The sequence below is a fragment of the Myxococcus qinghaiensis genome (assembly GCF_024198215.1).
Lineage (GTDB): Bacteria > Myxococcota > Myxococcia > Myxococcales > Myxococcaceae > Myxococcus > Myxococcus qinghaiensis.
In genome coordinates, this window is the sequence record NZ_JAKCFA010000002.1 from 331,503 (window position 1) to 352,232 (window position 20,730).

Annotated in this window: 21 protein-coding genes; 5 read left to right on the top strand and 16 right to left on the bottom strand. The window is 67.0% G+C overall.

Features of this window, described 5'->3' with window-relative positions; all coding sequences use genetic code 11:
• The first annotated feature begins 81 nt into the window (after nucleotides 1–81).
• The gene (locus tag LZ199_RS03865; protein ID WP_253992273.1) at nucleotides 82–660 is read left to right on the top strand and encodes a TetR/AcrR family transcriptional regulator; all 579 of its coding nucleotides are present in this window, start codon (nucleotides 82–84) and stop codon (nucleotides 658–660) included.
• A 2-nt stretch (nucleotides 661–662) separates the two neighbouring features.
• Nucleotides 663–1,517 carry an N-acyl homoserine lactonase family protein gene (locus tag LZ199_RS03870; RefSeq protein WP_253992274.1) on the top strand — a complete coding sequence of 285 codons (855 nt, stop codon included), beginning with the start codon at nucleotides 663–665 and terminating at the stop codon, nucleotides 1,515–1,517.
• Nucleotides 1,518–1,592: 75 nt separating this feature from the next.
• On the opposite strand, the gene LZ199_RS03875 is transcribed toward LZ199_RS03870, so the two are convergent.
• Complete coding sequence (locus LZ199_RS03875) at nucleotides 1,593–3,305, bottom strand: 30S ribosomal protein S1 (protein WP_253992275.1); 1,713 nt, start codon at nucleotides 3,303–3,305, stop codon at nucleotides 1,593–1,595.
• Between the two features lie 911 nt (nucleotides 3,306–4,216).
• Between LZ199_RS03875 and LZ199_RS03880 the strand changes: the two genes are divergently transcribed.
• From LZ199_RS03880 to LZ199_RS03890, 3 genes are all read left to right on the top strand, one after another.
• Entirely contained in the window at nucleotides 4,217–5,848 is a 1,632-nt protein-coding gene (locus LZ199_RS03880) for an HNH endonuclease family protein (protein ID WP_253992276.1), read from the top strand.
• Nucleotides 5,849–5,870: 22 nt separating this feature from the next.
• Nucleotides 5,871–6,512, top strand: coding sequence for a hypothetical protein (locus tag LZ199_RS03885; RefSeq protein ID WP_253992277.1), 642 nt, complete (start codon nucleotides 5,871–5,873; stop codon nucleotides 6,510–6,512).
• A 94-nt stretch (nucleotides 6,513–6,606) separates the two neighbouring features.
• The gene (locus LZ199_RS03890; protein ID WP_253992519.1) at nucleotides 6,607–8,943 is read left to right on the top strand and encodes a hypothetical protein; all 2,337 of its coding nucleotides are present in this window, start codon (nucleotides 6,607–6,609) and stop codon (nucleotides 8,941–8,943) included.
• Nucleotides 8,944–8,988: 45 nt separating this feature from the next.
• Here the strand turns inward: LZ199_RS03890 and LZ199_RS03895 are convergent, their stop codons facing one another.
• The 15 genes from LZ199_RS03895 to LZ199_RS03965 all read right to left on the bottom strand — a co-directional run bounded on the left by LZ199_RS03895 (nucleotide 8,989) and on the right by LZ199_RS03965 (nucleotide 20,728).
• Complete coding sequence (locus tag LZ199_RS03895) at nucleotides 8,989–10,026, bottom strand: NADP-dependent oxidoreductase (protein WP_253992278.1); 1,038 nt, start codon at nucleotides 10,024–10,026, stop codon at nucleotides 8,989–8,991.
• A gap of 163 nt (nucleotides 10,027–10,189) precedes the next feature.
• Nucleotides 10,190–10,786 (bottom strand): TetR/AcrR family transcriptional regulator, encoded by a 597-nt coding sequence (locus LZ199_RS03900; protein WP_253992279.1) that lies wholly within the window; start codon nucleotides 10,784–10,786, stop codon nucleotides 10,190–10,192.
• A 52-nt stretch (nucleotides 10,787–10,838) separates the two neighbouring features.
• Nucleotides 10,839–11,246 carry a hypothetical protein gene (locus LZ199_RS03905; protein ID WP_253992280.1) on the bottom strand — a complete coding sequence of 136 codons (408 nt, stop codon included), beginning with the start codon at nucleotides 11,244–11,246 and terminating at the stop codon, nucleotides 10,839–10,841.
• 46 nt (nucleotides 11,247–11,292) lie between these two features.
• Nucleotides 11,293–12,438, bottom strand: coding sequence for an acyl-CoA dehydrogenase family protein (locus tag LZ199_RS03910; protein ID WP_253992281.1), 1,146 nt, complete (start codon nucleotides 12,436–12,438; stop codon nucleotides 11,293–11,295).
• Nucleotides 12,439–12,448: 10 nt separating this feature from the next.
• Entirely contained in the window at nucleotides 12,449–12,895 is a 447-nt protein-coding gene (locus LZ199_RS03915) for an AgmX/PglI C-terminal domain-containing protein (RefSeq protein WP_253992282.1), read from the bottom strand.
• Between the two features lie 5 nt (nucleotides 12,896–12,900).
• Nucleotides 12,901–14,043: an acyl-CoA dehydrogenase gene (locus tag LZ199_RS03920; RefSeq protein WP_253992283.1), complete on the bottom strand. Its 1,143-nt coding sequence runs from the start codon at nucleotides 14,041–14,043 to the stop codon at nucleotides 12,901–12,903.
• Complete coding sequence (locus LZ199_RS03925; protein WP_253992284.1) at nucleotides 14,040–14,792, bottom strand: hypothetical protein; 753 nt, start codon at nucleotides 14,790–14,792, stop codon at nucleotides 14,040–14,042. Before LZ199_RS03925 ends, LZ199_RS03920 begins: the two co-directional genes overlap by 4 nt.
• Nucleotide 14,793: 1 nt before the next feature.
• Complete coding sequence (locus LZ199_RS03930) at nucleotides 14,794–15,570, bottom strand: enoyl-CoA hydratase/isomerase family protein (protein WP_253992285.1); 777 nt, start codon at nucleotides 15,568–15,570, stop codon at nucleotides 14,794–14,796.
• A gap of 27 nt (nucleotides 15,571–15,597) precedes the next feature.
• Entirely contained in the window at nucleotides 15,598–16,446 is an 849-nt protein-coding gene (locus LZ199_RS03935; RefSeq protein ID WP_046713803.1) for a 3-hydroxyacyl-CoA dehydrogenase family protein, read from the bottom strand.
• 69 nt (nucleotides 16,447–16,515) lie between these two features.
• Entirely contained in the window at nucleotides 16,516–16,953 is a 438-nt protein-coding gene (locus LZ199_RS03940; RefSeq protein WP_253992286.1) for a hypothetical protein, read from the bottom strand.
• A gap of 2 nt (nucleotides 16,954–16,955) precedes the next feature.
• Nucleotides 16,956–17,471, bottom strand: a complete 516-nt coding sequence (locus LZ199_RS03945; RefSeq protein WP_253992287.1) for a hypothetical protein — start codon at nucleotides 17,469–17,471, stop codon at nucleotides 16,956–16,958.
• A gap of 21 nt (nucleotides 17,472–17,492) precedes the next feature.
• On the bottom strand, nucleotides 17,493–18,581 hold the full coding sequence (locus tag LZ199_RS03950; protein ID WP_163867297.1) for an Mrp/NBP35 family ATP-binding protein: 1,089 nt from the start codon (nucleotides 18,579–18,581) through the stop codon (nucleotides 17,493–17,495).
• Nucleotides 18,582–18,780: 199 nt separating this feature from the next.
• Nucleotides 18,781–19,383 (bottom strand): hypothetical protein, encoded by a 603-nt coding sequence (locus tag LZ199_RS03955; protein ID WP_253992288.1) that lies wholly within the window; start codon nucleotides 19,381–19,383, stop codon nucleotides 18,781–18,783.
• Nucleotides 19,384–19,452: 69 nt separating this feature from the next.
• On the bottom strand, nucleotides 19,453–20,283 hold the full coding sequence (locus LZ199_RS03960) for an ADP-ribosylglycohydrolase family protein (RefSeq protein ID WP_253992289.1): 831 nt from the start codon (nucleotides 20,281–20,283) through the stop codon (nucleotides 19,453–19,455).
• A 166-nt stretch (nucleotides 20,284–20,449) separates the two neighbouring features.
• Nucleotides 20,450–20,728 (bottom strand): hypothetical protein, encoded by a 279-nt coding sequence (locus LZ199_RS03965; protein WP_253992290.1) that lies wholly within the window; start codon nucleotides 20,726–20,728, stop codon nucleotides 20,450–20,452.
• Between the last annotated feature and the right edge of the window lie 2 nt (nucleotides 20,729–20,730).

Below are 20,730 nucleotides of genomic sequence, written 5' to 3' on the forward strand. Positions count from 1 at the left end.
CCACCCGACCGGTCGGACGCTCGCGCCCCGTGCCCTCGCAGTATTTGACCCTAAGGTACAAAACGACCTAACACCCCGGACATGGCACGTCCGAGGAAGTTCCAGGCCGAGGCGGCGGTGGCGAAGGCGATGGAGGTCTTCTGGGAGAAGGGCTACGCGGCGGCGACTCCCCAGGAGCTGGGGGAGCGGATGGGGCTGGGTCGGGGCAGCCTCTACAACGCGTTCGAGAGCAAGCAGGGCCTCTTCGAGTGCGTGCTGCGGCACTACCACGCGCACGAGGCGCCCAAGCTGCTCGCGTTCCTGACACGGCCCGGCCCCGTCAAGGCGCGCCTGCGGGCCCTCTTCCTCGCGGTCATCGAGATTGACGTCGCGGACCCAGAGCGCCGGGGATGTCTGGCCATCAACACCGCGATTGAACTGGCGGGGCGCGACGCAGCCGCGGCCCAGTTGGCGGCACGGATGTTCGAGCAGACCGAAGCCGCCTTCCTGTCGCTCATCGAAGAAGGCCAGCGCACCGGCGAGGTCGACGCTACTCGTGACGCGCGGGAGCTCGCGAGCTTCCTCCTCAACAACCTCACTGGACTCCGCGTGCTCGGAAAGACGGCGGAGGACACCACCCGTCTCACCCGCATCGTCGATGCCCTCATGAGGTCCTTCTAGTCATGCGCGTCTCCCCTTCCCTCCTCCTCTCCCTGCTGTCCTTCGCCGGTGGCTGCGCGCACCAGACAGCCGCCTCCCACGCCTCGCCCCCGGAGCTGCGCCTCTACGCCTTGGATTGCGGACGCATCGACATCCACGACATGGGGTTCTTCGCGGACGGGAGTCATCCCAATGGCCAGCGCGGAGAGATGCCCGTCCCCTGCTTCCTCATCCGCCACCCCCAGGGCACGCTGCTCTGGGACACGGGGCTGGATGACGTCATCGCCCAGAGCCCGGACGGCTTGGCGGATCCGATTGGCCCGCGCTACTTCGTCCAGAAGACGCTGCTCGCGCAGCTCGCCCAACTGGGCCTGAAGCCCTCGGACGTGCGCTACGTGGGCTTCTCCCATCTGCACGCGGACCACGCCGGCAACGCCAATGCCTTCACCGGCTCCACGTGGCTGCTCCAGCGCAAGGAGCTGACGTGGGCCACCGCGACGCCCGCGCCGCTGGGCGTGGACCCCGCGAAGTTCTCCACGTGGCGCGAGGCGAAGGTGGAGCCGCTCGACGGGGACCGCGACGTCTTCGGAGACGGCAGCGTGCGGATCCTCTCCACGCCGGGCCACACGCCGGGCCACCAGTCGCTGCAGGTGAACCTGCCTCGGACGGGAACGCTCGTCCTGTCGGGAGACCTCTGCCACACGCGAGAGAACTGGGAGCACCACGGCGTGCCTGGCTTCAACACCAGCTGCGAGCAAACCCTCTCATCCATCAACCATGTGGAGACGCTGGTGAAGGACTCCAAGGGCCGCTTCATCGTCCAGCACGCGCCCGAGGACTTCCGCACGCTGCCTGTGTTCCCCAGCTACCTGGAGTAGGCGCCTGGAACGGCAACGGCCGGGCCCCCTCTCGGGAACCCGGCCGTCACGCCGTGAGGCGATGCTGTGCGAAGACTACTTCTTCGTCAGCTTGCCCATCACGTCGCCGAGGCGCGCCTTGGAGCCTTCCGCCTGCTTGCGGAGGTACTCGCGGTAGTCCTCGCCCTCGCCGATGAGCGCCTTGATCGACAGCGCGACCTTCCGGTCCGGCGTGTTGATGTCGATGATCTTCACCTCGACATCCTGCGCCTCCTGCACCACGTCACGCGGGTTCTCGACACGCTCCTCCTTCAGCTCGGAGACGTGGACGAGGCCCTCGATGCCCGGCTCGATCTCCACGAACGCGCCGAAGTCGGTGACCTTGGTGACCTTGCCCTTCACGCGGCTGCCGACAGGCAGGCGCTCGGACAGCGTCTCCCAGGGGTCCGGCTGGAGCTGCTTGATGCCCAGGCTGAACCGCTCGTTCTCGACGTCGATGTTGAGGACCACCGCCTCGACCTCGTCGCCCTTCTTGAACATCTCACCCGGGTGCTTGATGCGCTGGGTCCACGAGATGTCGGACACGTGCACCAGGCCGTCCACGCCCTCCTCGACACCGACGAACACGCCGAAGTCGGTGACGTTGCGGATCTGACCCTTGATGACGGAGCCAATCGGGTACTTGTCCTCGAGCAGCGTCCAGGGGTTCTGCTCGATCTGCTTCATGCCCAGCGCGATGCGCTTGGCCTTGGGATCGATATCCAGGACGACGGCCTCCACCTCCTGGCCGACCTCCAGGATCTTGGACGGGTGCTTGAGGCGCTTGGTCCAGGACATCTCGGACACGTGCACCAGACCCTCGACGCCCTGCTCGATCTCGATGAACGCGCCGTAGTCGGTGATCGACACGACCTTGCCCTTGACGCGGGTGCCGACCGGGTACTTCTCGTCGGCGCGGTGCCACGGGTCCTCCTGGATCTGCTTCAGGCCCAGGCTGACGCGCTCCTGCGTCGGGTCGAACTTGAGGACAACGACGCGGACCTCGTCGCCCACATTGAACATCTCGCTGGGGTGACCGATGCGGCCCCAGGACATGTCCGTGATGTGGAGCAGGCCGTCGATGCCGCCCAGGTCGATGAAGGCGCCGTAGTCCGTGAGGTTCTTGACGACACCCTTGAGGACCGCACCCTCCTTCAGGTTCTTGAGGGTCTCCTTCTTCATCTCCTCGCGCTGCTTCTCGAGGAGGACCCGGCGCGACAGGACGATGTTGCCGCGCTTCTTGTTGAACTTGATGACCTTGAACTCGAATTCCTTCGAGATGTACTGGTCAAGGTTGCGCACGGGCCGGATATCCACCTGGCTGCCGGGCAGGAACGCCTTCACGCCGATGTCGACGGAGAGGCCTCCCTTCACGCGGCCCACGATGGTGCCCTTGACGATCTCATCGCGCTCACAGGCGGCGCTGATCTCGTCCCAGATGCGCATCTTGTCGGCCTTCTCCTTGGAGAGGACGACCATGCCGGTGTCGTTCTCGCGGCTCTCCAGGAGGACCTCAACGGGGTCGCCCGCCTTGACGGAGACCTCTCCGCGAGGATTGGTGAACTCGGAGATCGGGACCTGACCCTCGGACTTGTAGCCGATGTCGACGATCGCGAAGTCCTTCGTCACCTGCACCACGGTGCCCTTGACGATCTCCCCTTCCTTCAGGATGCCGTCGCCACCGCGCTGCTTGAGCGACTCTTCGAACATCGCCGCGAAGTTTTCTTCCCCGGCGTCAGTCTCGACCTGCTGGTTCACGTTCTGCTGCATGGAAATGGAAGTCCTTTGATACGGCACAGCTGCCCCCTGATTTGAGGAACGCGGGCCCATGCGGGGCGCAACGAGAGTCCGCGGCCGTCCCCACCTCTGGGGACTTTTGAATGGTGCTGAATGAAGCCGCGCACCCTAGACACCGGTTATTCCGGTAGTCAAGCGAGCACGTGCCCCATGTGCTGATCGGTGGATGCGATCACCCGGAACTGTCAAGACCCGGGACAGCCATCCGCACCCATCGTTCTAAGAACGCTCGCCCACCTTCGCAGCCCTCCCGCTTCAGAGGACCTCGCGAGCGTCCGCCTCGCCTGTTCGGCCAGCGAGCGCGACACCCTACTCGAAAAATCCACTGAAATGCGACCCACATCGTGTGGCTGCGTTCCGCTCGTAGGTCGAGGTCCACGAGTCCAGTGCCCGGCGTGAGTCATGGGGGAGGTGCGCCCGGGGGGGTGGACTGTTCCCACATGTCGGCGGCCGCGGGCCTCTTCCTTTCCTTCCTGTCTGGGATTCCCGTCACTGAAGCGTGGGATTGCCCGCGTTCTCCGCGTACGCCGCACACTCCCGGTGCGTCCGGAGAGAACGCGGAGCGCCCACCTGGCCAGGGGTGCTGTCCTCTGGGGTGAGGTCCCCCACCCCGCCGGGCATGGGCGCTGCACTGGGGCCGTCCCCGTCAGCCCACCTCTCCCTGGAGGCCCGGAAGGTCTGGGACACGAAGCTGTCAGGCCTGGCGCAGGAGAAGCGCACCCCGCTGCTCGGCATCATCCGCCCCTTCTACCAGCAGGCGGTTCTGACCACCGGGCGTCCCTGGCTGAGTGCGCCCGCCATCACCGCGCTGGAGATTCCCTGGTTCACCCAGGACGAGCTCGCGAAGTGGACGTTCCCTCCCGCGCTGAACTCGCTCGACGACCATGGAGTTCAAGGTAGGCGTCGTCGCGGCCCATCAGGCGCAGGTGTCCGACTTCCGGGAGCACTGCCGGAAATCGGAGTCCTTGCGAAAGTACACGTCCCTCGCATGGATGTGCGGCACGCCGGACGCCATTCCCGCCGAGGGCCCCTTGTGGGCCTTCGCCTTCGACTTCCACGCCGGCTACCTCAAGAAGGGCAAGCACCCTCCCCGGGAATTGGGTGACGCGGACCTGCGCGCCCTGGCGACGTCGCCCGAGCCCGTGCGTGGCGCGCTCGCCTACTACGCGTTGTCGGTGCGCATCCTGGGGGACTTGATCGACGAGAAGCTTTCGGTCGGATGGAAGAAGGACACCCGGCCCATCATCGGCTTCAAGTCGGAGATCTTCAGCAGCGACTACTACTCCGGCCACGGCATCAAGGAGGCGCTGCTCAACTCGCACCATGGCAAGTGCGCCTTCTGCGAGTCCAAGGTGAAGTACCTGGCGCATGGGGACGTGGAGCACTTCCGCCCCAAGGCCGGCTACGAGCAGGGCTATGGCTTCAACCTGGATGGGTACTTCTGGGAGGCCTACGCGTGGGAGAACCTCTACTTCTCCTGTCAGGTCTGCAATCAGCTCCACAAGAAGAACAAGTTCCCCGTCCTGCTGAATGACCAGCTCGTGGAGGTGCGCTCCACCGCGGTCCGCAAGGTGTCCGAGGAGCGCCCCGTGCTCATCGACCCTGGCGTCGAGGACCCTCGGCTGGCGGTTCGCTTCAACGTGTGGACGGGCGAGGCCTACCCCTACGACTTGCTGTGCTGGTACCTGCAGAAGCACAAGAACCGGAAGGACGCGGAGGAGTTCGCCTGGAGCCTGCCCAAGGAGCTTCCGTCCTTGCAGGGACGGTACGAGGTGAAGGTCCATCCGACGAGCAAGCAGTTCATGGTGACGGGCAACGGGCACGAGATGTTCCAGGTGATGAACCAGGCGCCGCCGGCGGCGCTGCGGGGTGTGCGCACCCTCCAGATACTGGGGCTCAACCGCCCGGAGCTGGTGCTCCAGCGCGTGTCACACCTGCGCCACCTGCGCGGCGTGTTCTGGGCCTTCCTCGTCGAGCAGGCCGAGAGCGCGGCCGCGAAGGTGGCGCTGGAGGATTCAATCAAGCCTTCCGCCGAGTTCAGCTCGCTCGCCATGGACGCGATGGCCACGTGGCAGCGCGAGGTGGTCCGCGTCAAGAAGGCCAAGGTCTCCCAACAGCAGGTGAACCCGATGAACGTGGGCTTCACCGTGGACGCATGGATTCAACAGTACACGGCGCTGATGCGACAGCAGCCCGTCTACGCGGACACACCGGACGAGAGCTGGGAGATGTCGGACGCCCTCATGTACCACGTCGAGCCGAACCAGCTGAATGGGGACGAGCGCGGGCTCGCCTACCTCAAGGCCGACGAGGAGATGGAGCCGTCCGCGGGCTGGTACGTGGGGATTCCCGAGGAGGACTACGAGCTCAAGGTGTACTTCTACGACGAGGATGACGAGGAGATAGAGCGCACGACGCTGAAGCAGCTCATCGATGCCAAGCAACCCTGGCGCAAGTTCAAGGGTGCGGAGTCCGTCATCGTGAAGGGCCCCTTCAAACAGAAGCTGGGTTTCTGACTCCCGAGCGGGGTGGATGGACATGGCGGAAGACATCGTCCGGGTCGCCGAGGCGGGCGACTCGGTGGAGAGCATCGCGTCCGAGCACGGGCATATCTGGCGGACGCTGTGGGAACACCCCCGGAACCAGGCGCTGCGCGAGCTGCGCAAGAGCCCTCACACGCTGGTGCCGGGAGACCACGTCTATGTCCCGGCGCTGCGCCAGCGGACGAAGCAGGTCCTCACGGGGCGCAAGCACACGTTCGTGCGCAAGGGCATCCCCTCCAAGCTGCACCTGGTCCTGCGCGTGGGGAGCGAGGTGCTGAAGGACACACCGTATGCGCTGGAGGTGGACGGGGTCGTCCTGCAAGGGCGCAGCGGTCCTGACGGGAGCATCGTGCACGCGGTGTCACCCACGGCGACGACGGGGATGCTGCGGATTGGAGAGGGCTTCGCCTCGCGCCTCATCCCCATCTCGCTGCGGCACCTGCATCCGCTGGACACGGTGACCGGAGTGCAGGGACGACTGCAGAACCTGGGCTATCCCGTGGAGGAGGTGAACGGCGAGCTGGATGGGCCGACGCAGGCGGCGCTCCAGCGGTTCCGGGCGGACCAGCAATTGCCCTCGGGGACGGGCATCGATGATTCGCTGAGGTCCGCGCTCCAGCGGGTGTATGGGCATTAGGGTGACAAGGGTCACCGGGTGTACGGCACGCCCATGGGTGGCATAGAGTGGCGGCTTGCTTTCTTCGTGCCGTCTCTGGCGCCCGGGGCACCCCATGCATTCGTGGAGACCCTCCTTCTTCGCCGTGGTCCTCTGTGCGCTGACCGCGTCCGCGCAGGGCGTGGACTCGAATCAGCTCATCGTGCCCAGGGACCGGACGCTGGAGGTCATGCTCGTCGATGACCAGGCGGGGGACGGCGCATCCCACACGCTGGGATGGCTCTACTACGACGAGTTGGTCGGACGAGGGTACATCGACCTGGGAGACCCGGCCGACCCGAACGACGACGTCCTCATCGATGCGGAGGGGAATGGCATCCCCGACTTCCACGAGGACCTGTTCAACCTGAACCCGGACCGTGGCTACATCGGCGACGGCACGCGCTGCATCCCCGAGCGGATCTTCTTCCACCAGCGGGCGTCAGGAGAGGTGCTCCGCCTGCGGGAGCCGGAGTTGCTGACGGGCTCCTGCGGTTCGACCGCCAGCTACGCGGCGAATATTGGCCCCAGGCGATGGGAAGACATGACGGGCTTCCCGGCGCGCCCCGGGGGCTCGGTGGTGGGGCAGAGGATGCGCGACTCCAGTGGCTTGTTCGACGGGGTCGACTACTTGCGAGCGAGCGCCATCCCCGGACTGGTGGACACCTATTTCAGTGACCGGGGCGTCTTCCCGCACATTCCCAACCTGCTCGAGCCCGACGATGCGCAGAACGGCCACATGGGCCTGGGCCACCTCGTCCTGCTGAGCACGGATGATGACGCCAACACCTGTCCGAACTCGTCGATTTCGGAGTGCTTCATGCCCAGACAGGCGTCCGCGGGCCCGGGGCAAGCCCCTTCCGTGGGACCCATCTGGGACCGGTCGAACACCAACGACGGAATCCCCGACTACAAGACGAGCGCCTTCGACCCCGAGGGGCGCGTCATACCTGGGCGGGATGTGACGGCCCCCATCACGGAGGGGGATCGCCGCGTCAGCATGGGGACCGTGATGGGTGGACGGGAGATCGTGTTCTTCCTCGTCTCGTACGTGGAGCAGATCTACAACGGCACGGATACCTGCTTCCTGCCTGATACGACCTCCGAGGGGCGACTCCAGTGCGAGCTGTGGGGGCACGGTGACATCAACGTCTACTTCTCGAAGACGCTGCTCAACCTGGACCTGAACCAGCTCTCGAGTGATGTCCTGGCATCCCCCTCGCCTCGGTCAGGATGGCTTGAGTCCCTCGCTTACACCCGGCTCCGGACATCTGAGTATGGGAATGTCCAGATCACCGAGACCGACCCGCTCGTAGCGAGGAGCCATCAGCAGCGAACGCCCCATGTGCTGATGCTGGCGCCCATGGAAGCTCCCGACACCTGGGTCATGGGTTGGGAGGACATGAACTCGGGTGGAAACCGGACGTTCAATGACGCGGTCTTCCTCGTCCGGGGCGTGGGCGCCGAGGCCACGGAGATTGTGGTCGATGGACCCATCGGCCCCGTGTACGACAATCAGGAGCTCGCGTTCACCGCGCGCGTGACGACCTCGTCTGGCGAGATGGTCACCTCAGGGTTGGTGTCGTTCTACGTGGACGGCTCCCTGTGGACATCCATCGAGGTCGATTTCGAGGGGAAGAGTTCGTTCTGGCTCATGCTCTCTCCTGGAGAGCACGTCATTACCGCCGTCTATGAAGGGCTCGATGGGCAGTACCAGCCAAGCCAGCCCACGGACTACGGGGTATTCGTCGACGTCGCCAGCGACGGAGGCACTCCCGACGGAGGAGCACCGGATGGTGGTCGGCCGGATTCCGGTGTTCCAGACGCGGGCGCCCCGGATGCGGGGGTTCCGGACGCCGGTGCGCCGGACTCGGGTGTCCGTGATGCGGGTGCACCGGATGCAGGTGTCCCCGACGCGGGCGCACCGGACTCGGGCGTTCCGGATGCAGGTGTCCCCGACGCGGGCGCACCGGACTCGGGCGTTCCGGACGCAGGTATCCCCGACGCAGGAGTCCCGGACTCGGGCCCGGTTCCCACCGACGGTGGCCCGGTGACTCCCCAGGACGGTGGTCCCACGGAGGACGATGGGGGCACCCTGCCTGCTGACGATGCGGGCACGCCTCAAGCGGACGATGCCGGCGCGGACGCGGGTGAGGACAGCGGCACGCCGCCGCCTCCTGTCGATGCGGGTGACGATGCAGGCACGGGCAGTGGCGACGATGCAGGAGCCGACGCCGGTACCAACACTGGCGAGGACGCCGGCCCGGAAGGGCCCGACACGAGCGGGCCTCGCGACCTGACCGTCACCGGTTGGGGCTGCGGTGCCACCGACGCGGGGAGCGCATCCGTCACGCTGCTGGCGCTCTGGCTGGGCCTGTCGTTCCTCCGTTCGCGTGGACGGAGGATCGGCTAGCTCGGCGATGGGGAGCGGGGCTCGGACGCCGCTCCCAACGGCGCGTCAGACGTCGGCGACTCTCACCACGAGCTTGCCGAAGTTGCCTCCCTCCAGCATGCGGATGAGCGCCGCGGGCGCGTTCTCCAGTCCATCGACCCGGTCCTCGCGCAGCTTCACGCGGCCGTCCGCGACCCACGCGTCCATGTCACGACGGAAGGCGTCATAGCGGTCGCCATAGTGGTCGAGGATGATGAGGCCCTGCATGCGGATGCGCTTCTGCTGCAACACCGCCAGCACCTGCGGCAGCCGATTCGGCCCCGGCGGCGGCGTGTCGCCGTTGTAGCTCGAGATGGTTCCGCACAACGGCACGCGCGCCCGGTGATTGAGCAACGGCACCACCGCCTCGAACACCTCGCCACCCACGTTCTCGAAGTACACGTCGATGCCACGCGGGCACGCGGCGGCGAGGCGCTCGGCCAGCTTCGGCTCACGGCGGTCGAGGCACACGTCGAAGCCCAGCTCCTCGACGGCGTAACGGCACTTGTCCGCGCCCCCGGCGATGCCCACCACCCGCGCGCCCTTCAGCTTCGCGATCTGCCCCACCACCGCACCGACCGCCCCCGTCGCAGCGGCGACGACCACCGTCTCCCCTGGCTTGGGCTCGCCAATGTCCAGCAGACCCACGTGGGCGGTGAACGCGGGCATGCCGAGCACACCCAGCGCCAGCGACGGCTGCTTCATCTCACCGAGCGGGACCAACTCCTTCCCGTCCGACAACGAGTAGTCCTGCCAGCCGGAGCTCCCGAGCACCAGGTCCCCCACCTGGAAGCGCGGATGCCTGGAGGAGACGACGCGGTTGACCGTGCCTCCCACCATGGGCTGGCCGACCTGCACCGAAGCCGCGGCATACGCCGGAGGGACCTCGTTCATCATCGGCCGCATGTACGGGTCCAGCGACAGGTACAGCGTGCGCAGCAGCACCTGTCCTTCGCCGGGAGTCGGTACATCGGATTCTTCGAGACGGAAGTCTTGCGGTGTCGGCATGCCGTGAGGACGTGCGGCGAGGACGACTCGACGATTGCGGGTATCGCTTTGAGGCATGGATGCTGACTCCAGGGGTGTGGCGAGGAAACCGTTCAGCGCGCCCTGCCCCGACAAGCCACGAGCGAGCGCGCACGAGTGACACGCGGCGGACCACCGCGAGCAGATCGGTCGACGAGAACAGGAGGTGACGAAGCGAAGACGCGTCTTCAGCTCGGATGAGCTATGCGAGGCCCAACAACAGCCGAGTCCCCACCATGGCCGTGTCCAGCGGCGTGCGGTCACGGGTGATCTTGGCCAAGAGCCCCGCGCCCAGCCAGGACTGGTAGAGAGTGATTGCGACCGCGCGCGTGTCCGGAGGGGCCGTCAGCGAACCATCCTCCCGCCCTGCATCGAGACAGCGCGACAATCGGTCGATGATGCCCTGTGTCCCGCGCTCCAGCGCCGCGCGCATGCTCCCGGACAAATCACAGACCTCCGCGCCGAGCTTCACCACGAGACATCGGCCCCGGGCCTCTTCGTCGAGCTGCGATGCGAGCCAGTCCTGGAAGTACCCCAACAGCCGCTGCGCGGACGTGCCCGGCACCGCCAGCAACACCTCCATCCGCGCCAGGTAGTCCGCGAAGTACGTCTCCAGCACCGCCTCGCCGAAGGCCTCCTTCGAGTCGAAGTAGTAATAGAACGAACCCTTGGGGACTTTGGCCGCCGCCAGCACCTCCGTCAGGCCCACCGCGGTGAAGCCCTTGCTCGCGAACAGCGGATGGGCCGCGTCGATGATGTGCCGACGGGCATCCTGCTGGGGTACGGCGCTCACGCTCATGGCCCTTTGCTAACGGCCAGTAGACCGGTCGTCTAGTCGATTCGCAGCCCGTTCAGGGCGTCTTCCAATCTCCGTAGCAGCCCACGAGCCCACACGAAGGACAGCGGCATCCCACATAGAACCAGCGGACGTCCTTGCTGCCTTCGTAGAACGCGGACCCCACGGTGAGCTCGAAGCGAGTCCCCCCACAGGGGCACTCGCATTCCCCCAGCTCCGCGTCGTCGAGGTACTCGGCGCTGTCCCCTACAGGAACCTGGTGCTGGCAGGTCGGGCACGTCTGCACGGCCGCGCCCTCGTCATCATCGAGCAGCAACTCCAGCACCTCGGCGCCACAGGGGCACCGCAGGTCTTCCATCCGCTCGATGGGGTACTTGTTCTTCTCGCTGTAGCCCGCCAGGAAGGTCCTGAGGTCCGCGCGCGAGTCGCCGTACGAGTAACGTCCCTTCCGCTTCAGCCCCATGGGTCCACGCCTCCCTGGCCGCGAAGCGGAAGAACGAAACCTCGCCTCAGCCCAACAGCTTGAAGCTCTCGCGGGCAATCACCATCCGCTGCACCTCGCTGGTGCCCTCGTAGATGGTCTGCACGCGCGCGTCGCGGAAGTACCGCTCCACCGGGAACTCGTCGATGTAGCCGTAGCCGCCGTGGAGCTGCACGGCCTTGTCACAGACGCGATTGCTCGTCTCGCTGGCGAACAGCTTCGCCATCGACGCCTCGCGGGTGAACGGCTGCTTCTGGTCCTTCATGTACGCCGCGCGCAGCGTCAGCAACTCCGCCGCGTCGATCTGCGTCTTCATGTCGGCGATCATGAAGCGCGGACCCTGGAACTCGCCAATCGCCTGGCCGAACGCCTTGCGGTCCTTCACGTAGGACACGGTGGCCTCCAGCGCCGCGCGCGCCACGCCGCACGCCTGCGAGGCAATGCCGATGCGCCCGCCATCCAGCGCGACCATCGCCAGCCGGAACCCCTGCCCTTCCGAGCCCAGCAGGTTCTCCGCCGGAATCACGCAGTCCTCGAACGTCAGCGCGACGGTGTTCGAGGAGCGCAGCCCCATCTTGTCCTCGTGGCGACCGATGATGAGGCCCTTCGTCCCACCCTCCACGATGAAGCAGGACAGGCCCTTGTTGCCGGCCGGGGACGTGCGCGCCCACACCACCATCACGCCCGCGTGCGCACCGGACGTAATCCACTGCTTGCTGCCGTTGATGACCCACGAGTCGCCACGGCGGACCGCGGACGTGATCAGCGCGCCGGGGTCGGAGCCCGCGTGCGGCTCGGAGAGCGCGAACGAGCCCGCCACGGCCTCACCCGACGTCAGCCGCGTCACATACTTCTCGCGCTGCGCCTCGGTGCCGAACGCGTTGATCAGCTCCGCGCACATGTTCGTCACGGCCATGGCCACGGACGTGGACGCATCCGCGGCGGCCATCTCCATCATCGCCAGCGCGTAGGACACGGCGCCCGCTTCCGAGCCGCCGTACTTCGCCGGGATGTTCACGCCCAGCAGCCCCAGCTCCCCCAGCTCCTTGAAGATTTCGGTGGGAAAGCGCTCCTGGCGGTCCAGCTCGCGGGCAAGCGGCGCCACGCGCTCCCGCGCGAACTTGCGGGCCGTCTCGCGAATCAGCGTCTGCGTCTCGGTCAGCTCGAGGTTCACGTCGGTCGTCCTACTCGATGGCCTTGAGGTTGAACGGATACTCGATGGGGTGGTCGGCGCCGTCCGGAGGCTTGGGGAACGTCATGGACGACAACACGGCCACCACGCAGTCATGAAGGTTCGGGTCCTTCAGCGTGCTGCCCTTGCGCACCTTCGCGCTCTTCACCAGGCCATTGGCGTCGATGGTGAAGGACGTGAGCAGCTTGCCCTCCGCCTTCTTGTTCTTCTCCGCCATGTGGTCCTCGTAGCACTCCTGGATCCGCCCCTGATTGTACGTGACGACCTGGCGGATGGAGTCCGGAGTGAAAGGCATGCGGGCCACGTCCGGCGCGTCGCTCTTCGCGGGCGCCTTCGTGGTGGGGGCCGGCTTCCCGCCCTCGGGCTTCTTCGGCGGAACGCTCTCCGCGAACGCGGTGGCCGAGGCCAGGATCAGAACGGGAAGCAGTGCCCTCTTCATGGTGCCTACTCCTTCAGGACGTTGGCGGAGATGACGATGCGCTGAATCTCGCTCGTCCCCTCGTAGATCTCCGTGATGCGCGCGTCACGCACGTGGCGCTCGGCGTCCATCTCCTTGCTGTAGCCCATGCCGCCGTGCACCTGGAGGGCCTTGTTCGCCACCCGGCTGGCCATCTCGCTGGCGTACAGCTTCGCCATCGCGCTCTCCGCGCTGTGGCGCACGCCCTTGTCCTTGAGCAGCGCCGCGCGCCACACCAGCAGGCGGGCCGCGTCGATCTCCATGGCCATGTCGGCGATCATGAACTGGATGGCCTGGTGCTCGCGGATGGGCTTGCCGAAGGACTTGCGCTCACCCGAGTAGCGCACCGCCTCCTCGTACGCCGCACGTGCGATGCCCAGCGCCTGCGAGGCAATGCCGATGCGGCCACCGTCCAGCGTGGACATGGCGACCTTGAAGCCCTCGCCCTCCTTGCCCAGGATGTTCTTGGCCGGCACGCGCATGTCCTCGAAGAACATGGAGCAGGACCAAGCGGCGCTGATGCCCATCTTCTTGTCGGGCTCGGCGCGGGTGAAGCCGGGGGTGTTGGTGGGCACCAGGAAGGCGGTGATGCCCTTGTTGCCCGCCTCCTTGTTGGTCATCGTGAACAGGACGATGGCGTCGGCCTTGGGGCCGTTGGTGATCCAGTTCTTGGAGCCGTTGATGACGAACTCGTCGCCCCGGCGCACCGCGATGGTCTGCTGGGCGGCGGCGTCGCTGCCGGCCTCGGGCTCCGTCAGGCCGAAGCAGCCGAGCTTGTCGCCCCGGGCGAACGGCGCGAGGAACTCTTCCTTCTGGGCCTCGGTGCCGAACTTCGACACCGGGTCGCAATAGAGCGAGTTGTTCACGCTCATGATGACGCCGGTGGAGGCACAGCCTCGGCTGATCTCCTCCATGGCGAGCGCGTAACAGACGTTGTCCAGACCGGCGCCGCCGTACTTCTCGGAGACGGCCACGCCGAGCAGCGACAGCTCGGCGAGCTTCTTCACCGCATCCGTGGGCCAGGAGTGGTGCTCGTCCCACTTCCGGGCGTTGGGGGTCAGTTCCTTGGCGGCGAACTCGCGGCACATCCGCTGGATCTCGCGCTGGACATCGGTCAGCTCGAAGTTCATGAGGGCTCCATATTACGGGGGGTGCTCCCAGGGAATAGCGAAGACGCTCCGCCAGCCCCCAAGCGAGGGTTGCCGTGCCGATTAGCCGACGACCGCCCGCCGGGCCCCCTGGAATCCAGGGGTGAGCCCAGGAACATGTTCAGTGGCACCGTGACGTCCAGGGAGAGGTCCATCCGAGCCCCCTCCCCCGTCCAGGCCCGACGAATCACCACGGACACCGTCCAGGGCTTCGTGTTCGGACCGCGTTCAATCAAGTCGTAGGTGAGGCCCAGGCCCGCCAAGCCCCCTGAGCCATCCTGGCCCCACAGCCCCGCCCCTTCCGCGAGCACACCCAGCCGGGCGCTGTCCGGAAACGCATACACCCGCGCCCCCGCGAGCAGCCGGAAGGCCGCGGGCGACAGGCGCACCTGGGGCTCCACGAAGGGCGACAGGATGAGGGTGGGCCCGGGGATGTCCCACGCCGGGAAGGCCCACGGGTGGATGGGCCAGGACAGGACCCAGTGCTCCCTCGAGCCCTGTCCCCACTGGTAGCGGACATCGGGGATGAACAGCTCCAGGAAGCAGCCCGTGTAGATGCACAGCGAGCGCTTCCAGGAGACCAGGGCCGGAGCCCGTCCGGTCTCGTCGTCCGGAGCTTGCGGAGCTTCGGGCGCGGGTTCAACGACGGGCTCGGAGACAGGCTCGCAGCGGGCCGGCGTCGCGGCCAGGAGGACCGTGAGGAGACTCCCGACCGCGAGCGCGTGATTCACTTCACTTGCCAGTGAAGACGGCGGGACGCTTCTCGAGGAACGCCTTCATGCCCTCGCGCTGGTCGTCCGAGCCGAACAGCTCCGCGAAGCCCTGGCGCTCCAGCGTGTTGGCCTCGCCCAGGTCCTTGTCCGCGCCCTGCTCGATGACGCGCTTGGCCTTGGCGATGGCCAGGGGGCCGTTCTTGATCATCTTCGCCGCGACGGAGCGGCAGTGCGCGAGCAGCTCAGCGGCCGGCAACACCTCCAGCACCAGGCCGATCTCCTTCGCCTTCGCCGCGTCGATGCGCGCGCCCGTGAAGACGAGCTCCTTCGCTCGGGCACGGCCCACCGCGCGGGTGAGGCGCTGGGTGCCGCCGAAGCCGGGGATGACGCCCAGGCCCACTTCGGGGAGGCCGAGCTGGGCCTTCTCGGAGGCGTAGATGAAGTCACACGCCAGGGCCAGCTCACAGCCACCGCCGAGCGCGAAGCCGTTCACCGCCGCGATGGTGGGGATGGACAGCGACTCCAGCAGCGCGAAGGCGCGGTGGCCCAGGGCGGCGAACTCTTGAGCCTGGGGCTCCTCGAGCGCGGACATCTCCGCGATGTCGGCGCCCGCGACGAAGGCCTTCTCGCCCCCGCCGGTGACGATGAGCACGCGCGTGTCGGCGCCGAGCGACTTCACCGCGGCCTCGAACTCCTGCAGCGTCTTGTTGTTGAGGGCGTTGAGCGCCTTGGGACGGTCGATGGTCAGGGTGGCGACCGCGCCGTCGTGCTCCAGCCGGATGTTCTCGTAGGTCATGTTCGAGGCTCCTCGGGAGGGTGGTGCCTAGTACTTGTAGAAGCCGCGACCGCTCTTCTTGCCGTACCAGCCGGCGTCGACGTACTGGCGCAGCAGCGGGCACGGGCGGTACTTCGAGTCACCCAGGCCCTTGTGCAGCACCTCGGCGATGTAGAGCACCGTGTCCAGACCGATGAAGTCGGCGAGCTGGAGCGGGCCCATGGGCTGGTTGGTGCCCAGCTTCATCGCGGTGTCGATGTCCTCCGCGGAGCCCAGGCCCTCCATCAGCGCGTAGCAGGCTTCGTTCAGCATCGGGATGAGGATGCGGTTGACGATGAAGCCCGGGAAGTCCTTCGAGACGACGGTCGTCTTGCCCATGCGCTCGGAGAGGGCGCGCGTGGTGGCGTAGGTCTCATCCGACGTGGCGGCGCCACGGATGAGCTCCACCAGCTGCATCACCGGCACGGGGTTCATGAAGTGCATGCCGATGACGAACTCGGGGCGCTTCGTGGACGCGGCGATGCGGGTGATGGGGATGGACGAGGTGTTGGTGGCGAGGATGCCGCCCGGCCGGACGACCGCGTCCAGGTCCTGGAAGATGCGGCGCTTGAGGTCCTCGTTCTCCGTCACGGCTTCAATCGCGAAGTCGACGTCCTTCGCCTCGGTGACGTTGGTGAGGGTGGCGAGATTGGCCTCGGCGGCCTGCTGCTTCGCGGCGTCCAGCTTGCCCTTCTCCACCAGCTTCTTCAGGCCCGCGCGGATGCGGTCAGCACCCTTGGCGAGACCTTCCTTGGACACGTCCGCCAGCGTGACGCGCAGACCCGCCTGCAATGCCACCTGCGCGATTCCCGCGCCCATCTGCCCGGCGCCGACGACGACGATGTGCTCCGTTGCCATGGTGCTCTCGAACCCCTCGGTCGGAATGTGAATGACGTGGTGCGCCCATAGCCCACGCCCCCAGGGCGGTCAACGAGTCGCGGCTGGCAACTGGAGCCGGCGAACGATGTAGCGCTCCTCCCCCACCGTGAGCGGCTCGTCGACGCGCACCCGCTCCTCGCGGCCCGCGAGCTTCACGAAGAACAGGGTCCGGAAGGAGCCCTCGGGCAGGTCCACCTTGAAGCTCAACTCTGGAGGTGCGCCGGTGTCGCCGAAGAAGCGCTCCTCGCGCTTGAGGACCGCGCCCTCCGGGTCCAACACCTGGAGGTCCAGGGCGCGGGCCTGACTCCAGCCGTCGCCATCGGGTTGGATGACCAGCTCCCGCTCGGGGACGCCGGTGATCTGCCAGATGAACACGCCCAGGCCGAGGAGCAGCAGCAGCGGCAGGCGCTTCGCCAGCGGGGACGAGCGCCAGCCCTTGCGGACAGGAGCCGGCGGGGCTGTCTCGGGAGGAGGCGTGTCCGCCACCACTACTCCTTCTTGGAACGCTTGGAGCCGGGGCGGCGGGCGTTGAGCTCGGAGATGACGACGCGCGCGGTGGGGGCGGCGGTCTTCTCCTTCTTGGGACGAGGCTCGGGGCTCTCGGGCTCGTCGGAGCCCATCTTCTCGGCCTTGTCCGGCGGGACGAGTCGGACCTGGGCCTTGATCTCCAGCGTCATGCCGGAGACGAGCTTGAGGAACTCGTCGCGCAGCTTCTCGGACTGGAGGAAGCGGCGGAGCTCCTCGGTGACGGCGCCGGTGACTTCGTCCTTGGTCTTCTCCGCCTGGGAGAGGATGAAGCCGAGGGCTTCCTTGGGGAGCTTGAGCTGCCCCGCCAGGTTGCGGATGCCCTCCTCGGTCATGAAGAGGGCGCCCAGGCCGGCGACAGCCATGCGACGGACGAACTCCGGAACGAAGCCCGCGGGACCGGAGCGGCCCTCTCGGCCGGAGCGGTCCTCGTCGATCAACGGGTCGTCGGGGAAGTCGTCATTGCCGGCTGGGGGCATGCAGCGTCTCCTGGGTGGTTGTCAGCGGGCCTGCACCACCGGCAGCGGCATGCTCTTGGCGCCCTGTGCGGACACTCGACCCGCGATGTTGCGAGCGACCTCCTGGAAGGCCTTGGCCTCCAGGCTGTCCTTGGCGCCGATGACCACCGGTACGCCCGAGTCTCCCGACACACGCACCTTCAAGTCCAGCGGAACCTCTCCGAGGAAGGGAATGCCGAACATCTCCGCGGCCTTGCGGCCCCCGCCATGGTTGAAGATGGGGGTGACGTGCGAGCAGTTCGGGCAGACGAACTGGGACATGTTCTCGACAATGCCCAGCACGGGGATGTGGACCTTGTCGAACATCTGCTTGGCGCGGACGACGTCGGCCAGGGCCACGTCCTGCGGCGTCGTGACGAGCACGGCCCCGGCGGCGCGGATGGACTGGGACAGCGACAGGGCCACGTCACCGGTGCCCGGGGGCAGGTCCAGCACCAGGTAGTCGAGCTCGCCCCAGTTCACGTCGCGCACGAGCTGCATCAGGGCGCCGTGGAGCATGGGGCCGCGCCAGATGAGGGCCTGGTCGGCCTCCACGAGGAAGCCGATGGACATGACCTTCATGCCGTGGGCGATGAGCGGATCCAGCGACTTGCCGTCGGGGCTGACGGGCTTCTTGTCGCCCAGGCCCGTCATGAGGGGGATGGAGGGGCCGTAGAAGTCGGCGTCGAGCAGGCCGACCTTGGCGCCGTGCTGCGCGAGGGCGGCGGCCAGGTTGACGGCGACGGTGCTCTTGCCCACCCCGCCCTTGCCGGCGCCGACGAGGATGATGTTCTTCACCTTGGGGAGCAGGCCGCCGGGGGGCGGAGCGCCACCGCCGGAGGCGCGGACCTGGGCGCCCCACTCGATGTCGAAGGACTTGAGGCCGGGGACGGCCTTGAGCGCGGCTTCCGAGTCGGCCTGGATCTTGGCCTTCATGGGGCAGGCGGGCGTGGTGAGTTCGATCTTGAGTTTGACCGTGTCGCCGCTGACGCGGATGTCCTTCACCATCCCCGCCTTCACCAGATCCACGTGCAGCTCGGGATCGATCACCTTGGACATCGCCGCGAGGATGCTGGCCTCGGAAACGCTCATCGGGACACCTGAAACCTTTGGAAAACGGGCGCTTGGGGCGCCCCTCAGCGGGCGCGGAACATGCCAGCCCCGGGGGGACTGTCAACGTCGTTTAACGCGGGGTGGACCCGGACGCACCCTGTCGACGGCCTGGAGGGCTGGAGGGTGTTGGCGGGCTGAAGGTGTCCATCAGGGCCGCTGCGCGAAGGGGCCCGTGGGCCTATTCGAGCGCGGAGATCCGGTATTCGCCGTCTTCGAGGACGAGGAGGACAGCCCGCTCGTCGCCGAGGGGGAAGACGGCCTCACCGGCGCCGACCCGGACGTGGGTGTTGAGCGCGAGTCGGGCGCGGCGCAGGCGCTCCTTGGCGAGGGGCTCGCGCTCGAAGTCCTCTTGGAGTCGCTCGGGGGTGTAGCGGGCACGCAAGGGCGCGGCGAGCAGGCTCCAGACCGTCTTCCAGTCCTTGGCGTCCGAGGCGTCCAGGAAGCGGCGGAGAGCGGCACGGGGGACATCGGCAGGGCGGGCCTCGACGACGCGCCAGTCCTCACCGGCGCGAGCCAGGGTGAGCGAGGGAGCGCGGGCTTCGAGGACGGCGGCACCGGCGCGGACGGCGGCGGCGCGTTCGCGGCGGGTGGTCTCGTCGGAATAGCGCTCCAGGAAGGCGACCAGCCCTTCCGGGCCATCGGTGGTGAGGGCGTAGGCGTCCTGGAGACGGCCTTCGTCCAGGGCGCGGGCGTAGGACTCCGCGACGGAGACGGGCTCCCGCGACGTGGTGGCGCAGGCCGGGGCCAGGAGGAGGCTACCAATGAGGACGGTCCGCTTCATGGAGCGCGGAAGGTAGCACGGGGACGAGCCAAGACGCCGCGTCCCTCAAGAGCTCAATCGCGAGGCGGATCAGCGAGCCATGAGCCGTTCATCCAACGCGTGAAGGTAGTCCCGACCATAGGGGCCATTCTCCAGCCCGTCGATCAGGTGCTGCGGCAGATCCTGGGCAATCTCCTGGCAGCAGGAGCCCGCAGCCAATGCCATTGAGGCGACCGTGTCCACGTCTCCGCCAAACGAGACACAGTCCTTGAGCAGCGCACTCATGGACGCATTGCGCGCCAGGGCCGTGATCGCCGCGCGAACGCTCATCCAGCCCTTCGCGTTGACCTTGCCCTCCCAGGGCAGGATCCACTGCCCTGGGACCAGTTCCTGGAGGTACTCCCCCACTTCCGCCTTGGGCCCGATTCCGTACAGGCAGTAGTGCACCATCAGTGCCGAGGCACATGCGGCGTGGATGCCATCCGGGGTGTCATGGGTGATGGCCGCCTGAGTCGTGCAGCGCTTGATGATCTCACTGGACGAGCCCAACACGCCCAAGGGCCCGGCGCGCATCGCCGCACCGCTCTTGTCACTGTCTCCGTGAATTCGAGCCAGGAAGTCATGCCCATCCCGCACGGTCTCCAAGAACTCCTGGAAGCTTCGGGCATACCCTTCGCGAGGATCGCGCTGGTACACCTGAACGAACCGCGTGGCGAGGTTGAGCGGCCTCCAGGGTTCATCGTCGATGAGCGCCTCGGCAATCGCGAGGCTCATCTGCGTATCGTCCGTGTACATGCCAGGCAGCGTCCCCAGATGCCGGGGATGCTGAACATAGCGCGACAGGTCGTTGTACTTCGTCATCTCCGGCGCGTATTCGAACCCCGCGCCATAGGCGTCGCCAATCGCCAGCTCAAGCAGCAAGAATGCTCCTACCGTCAGGTCAACTCCGGATGGCCCCTTTACGGCGCTCCCCCACCCAGCCTGACTTGCCCGCTCCTCACGACTGTTCGCCAGATTCTCTTCATCCGAAGGCCCGGACCATTGCCGGTGAGAGCGGAAGCCAGGGAGCTACGCCCACTTCGCCAGCTCACTGGGCATCTGGAAACTCCGTGCTGACTTCCAGGCCCAGGGCAGTCGCCCGCTGCCCCAGCTCCTTCGCTTGGCCTTGAGTTAGCTCCTCAAAGACCCATTCGCTCTTGCTTCTCAGCAGAGCCAGGACTTCCGGAACAGACCTGGCCTGGAGTTCGGGCGCCAACTGGCGCAACGCGTGCGCCTCTTTTGCGCCTGCTGACTTCCCGCCCCAGCGCACCCTCAGCTTTCCTCGTGGCCCAAGGAATTTGATAAATTCCTCAATCGGAGGGGACATGA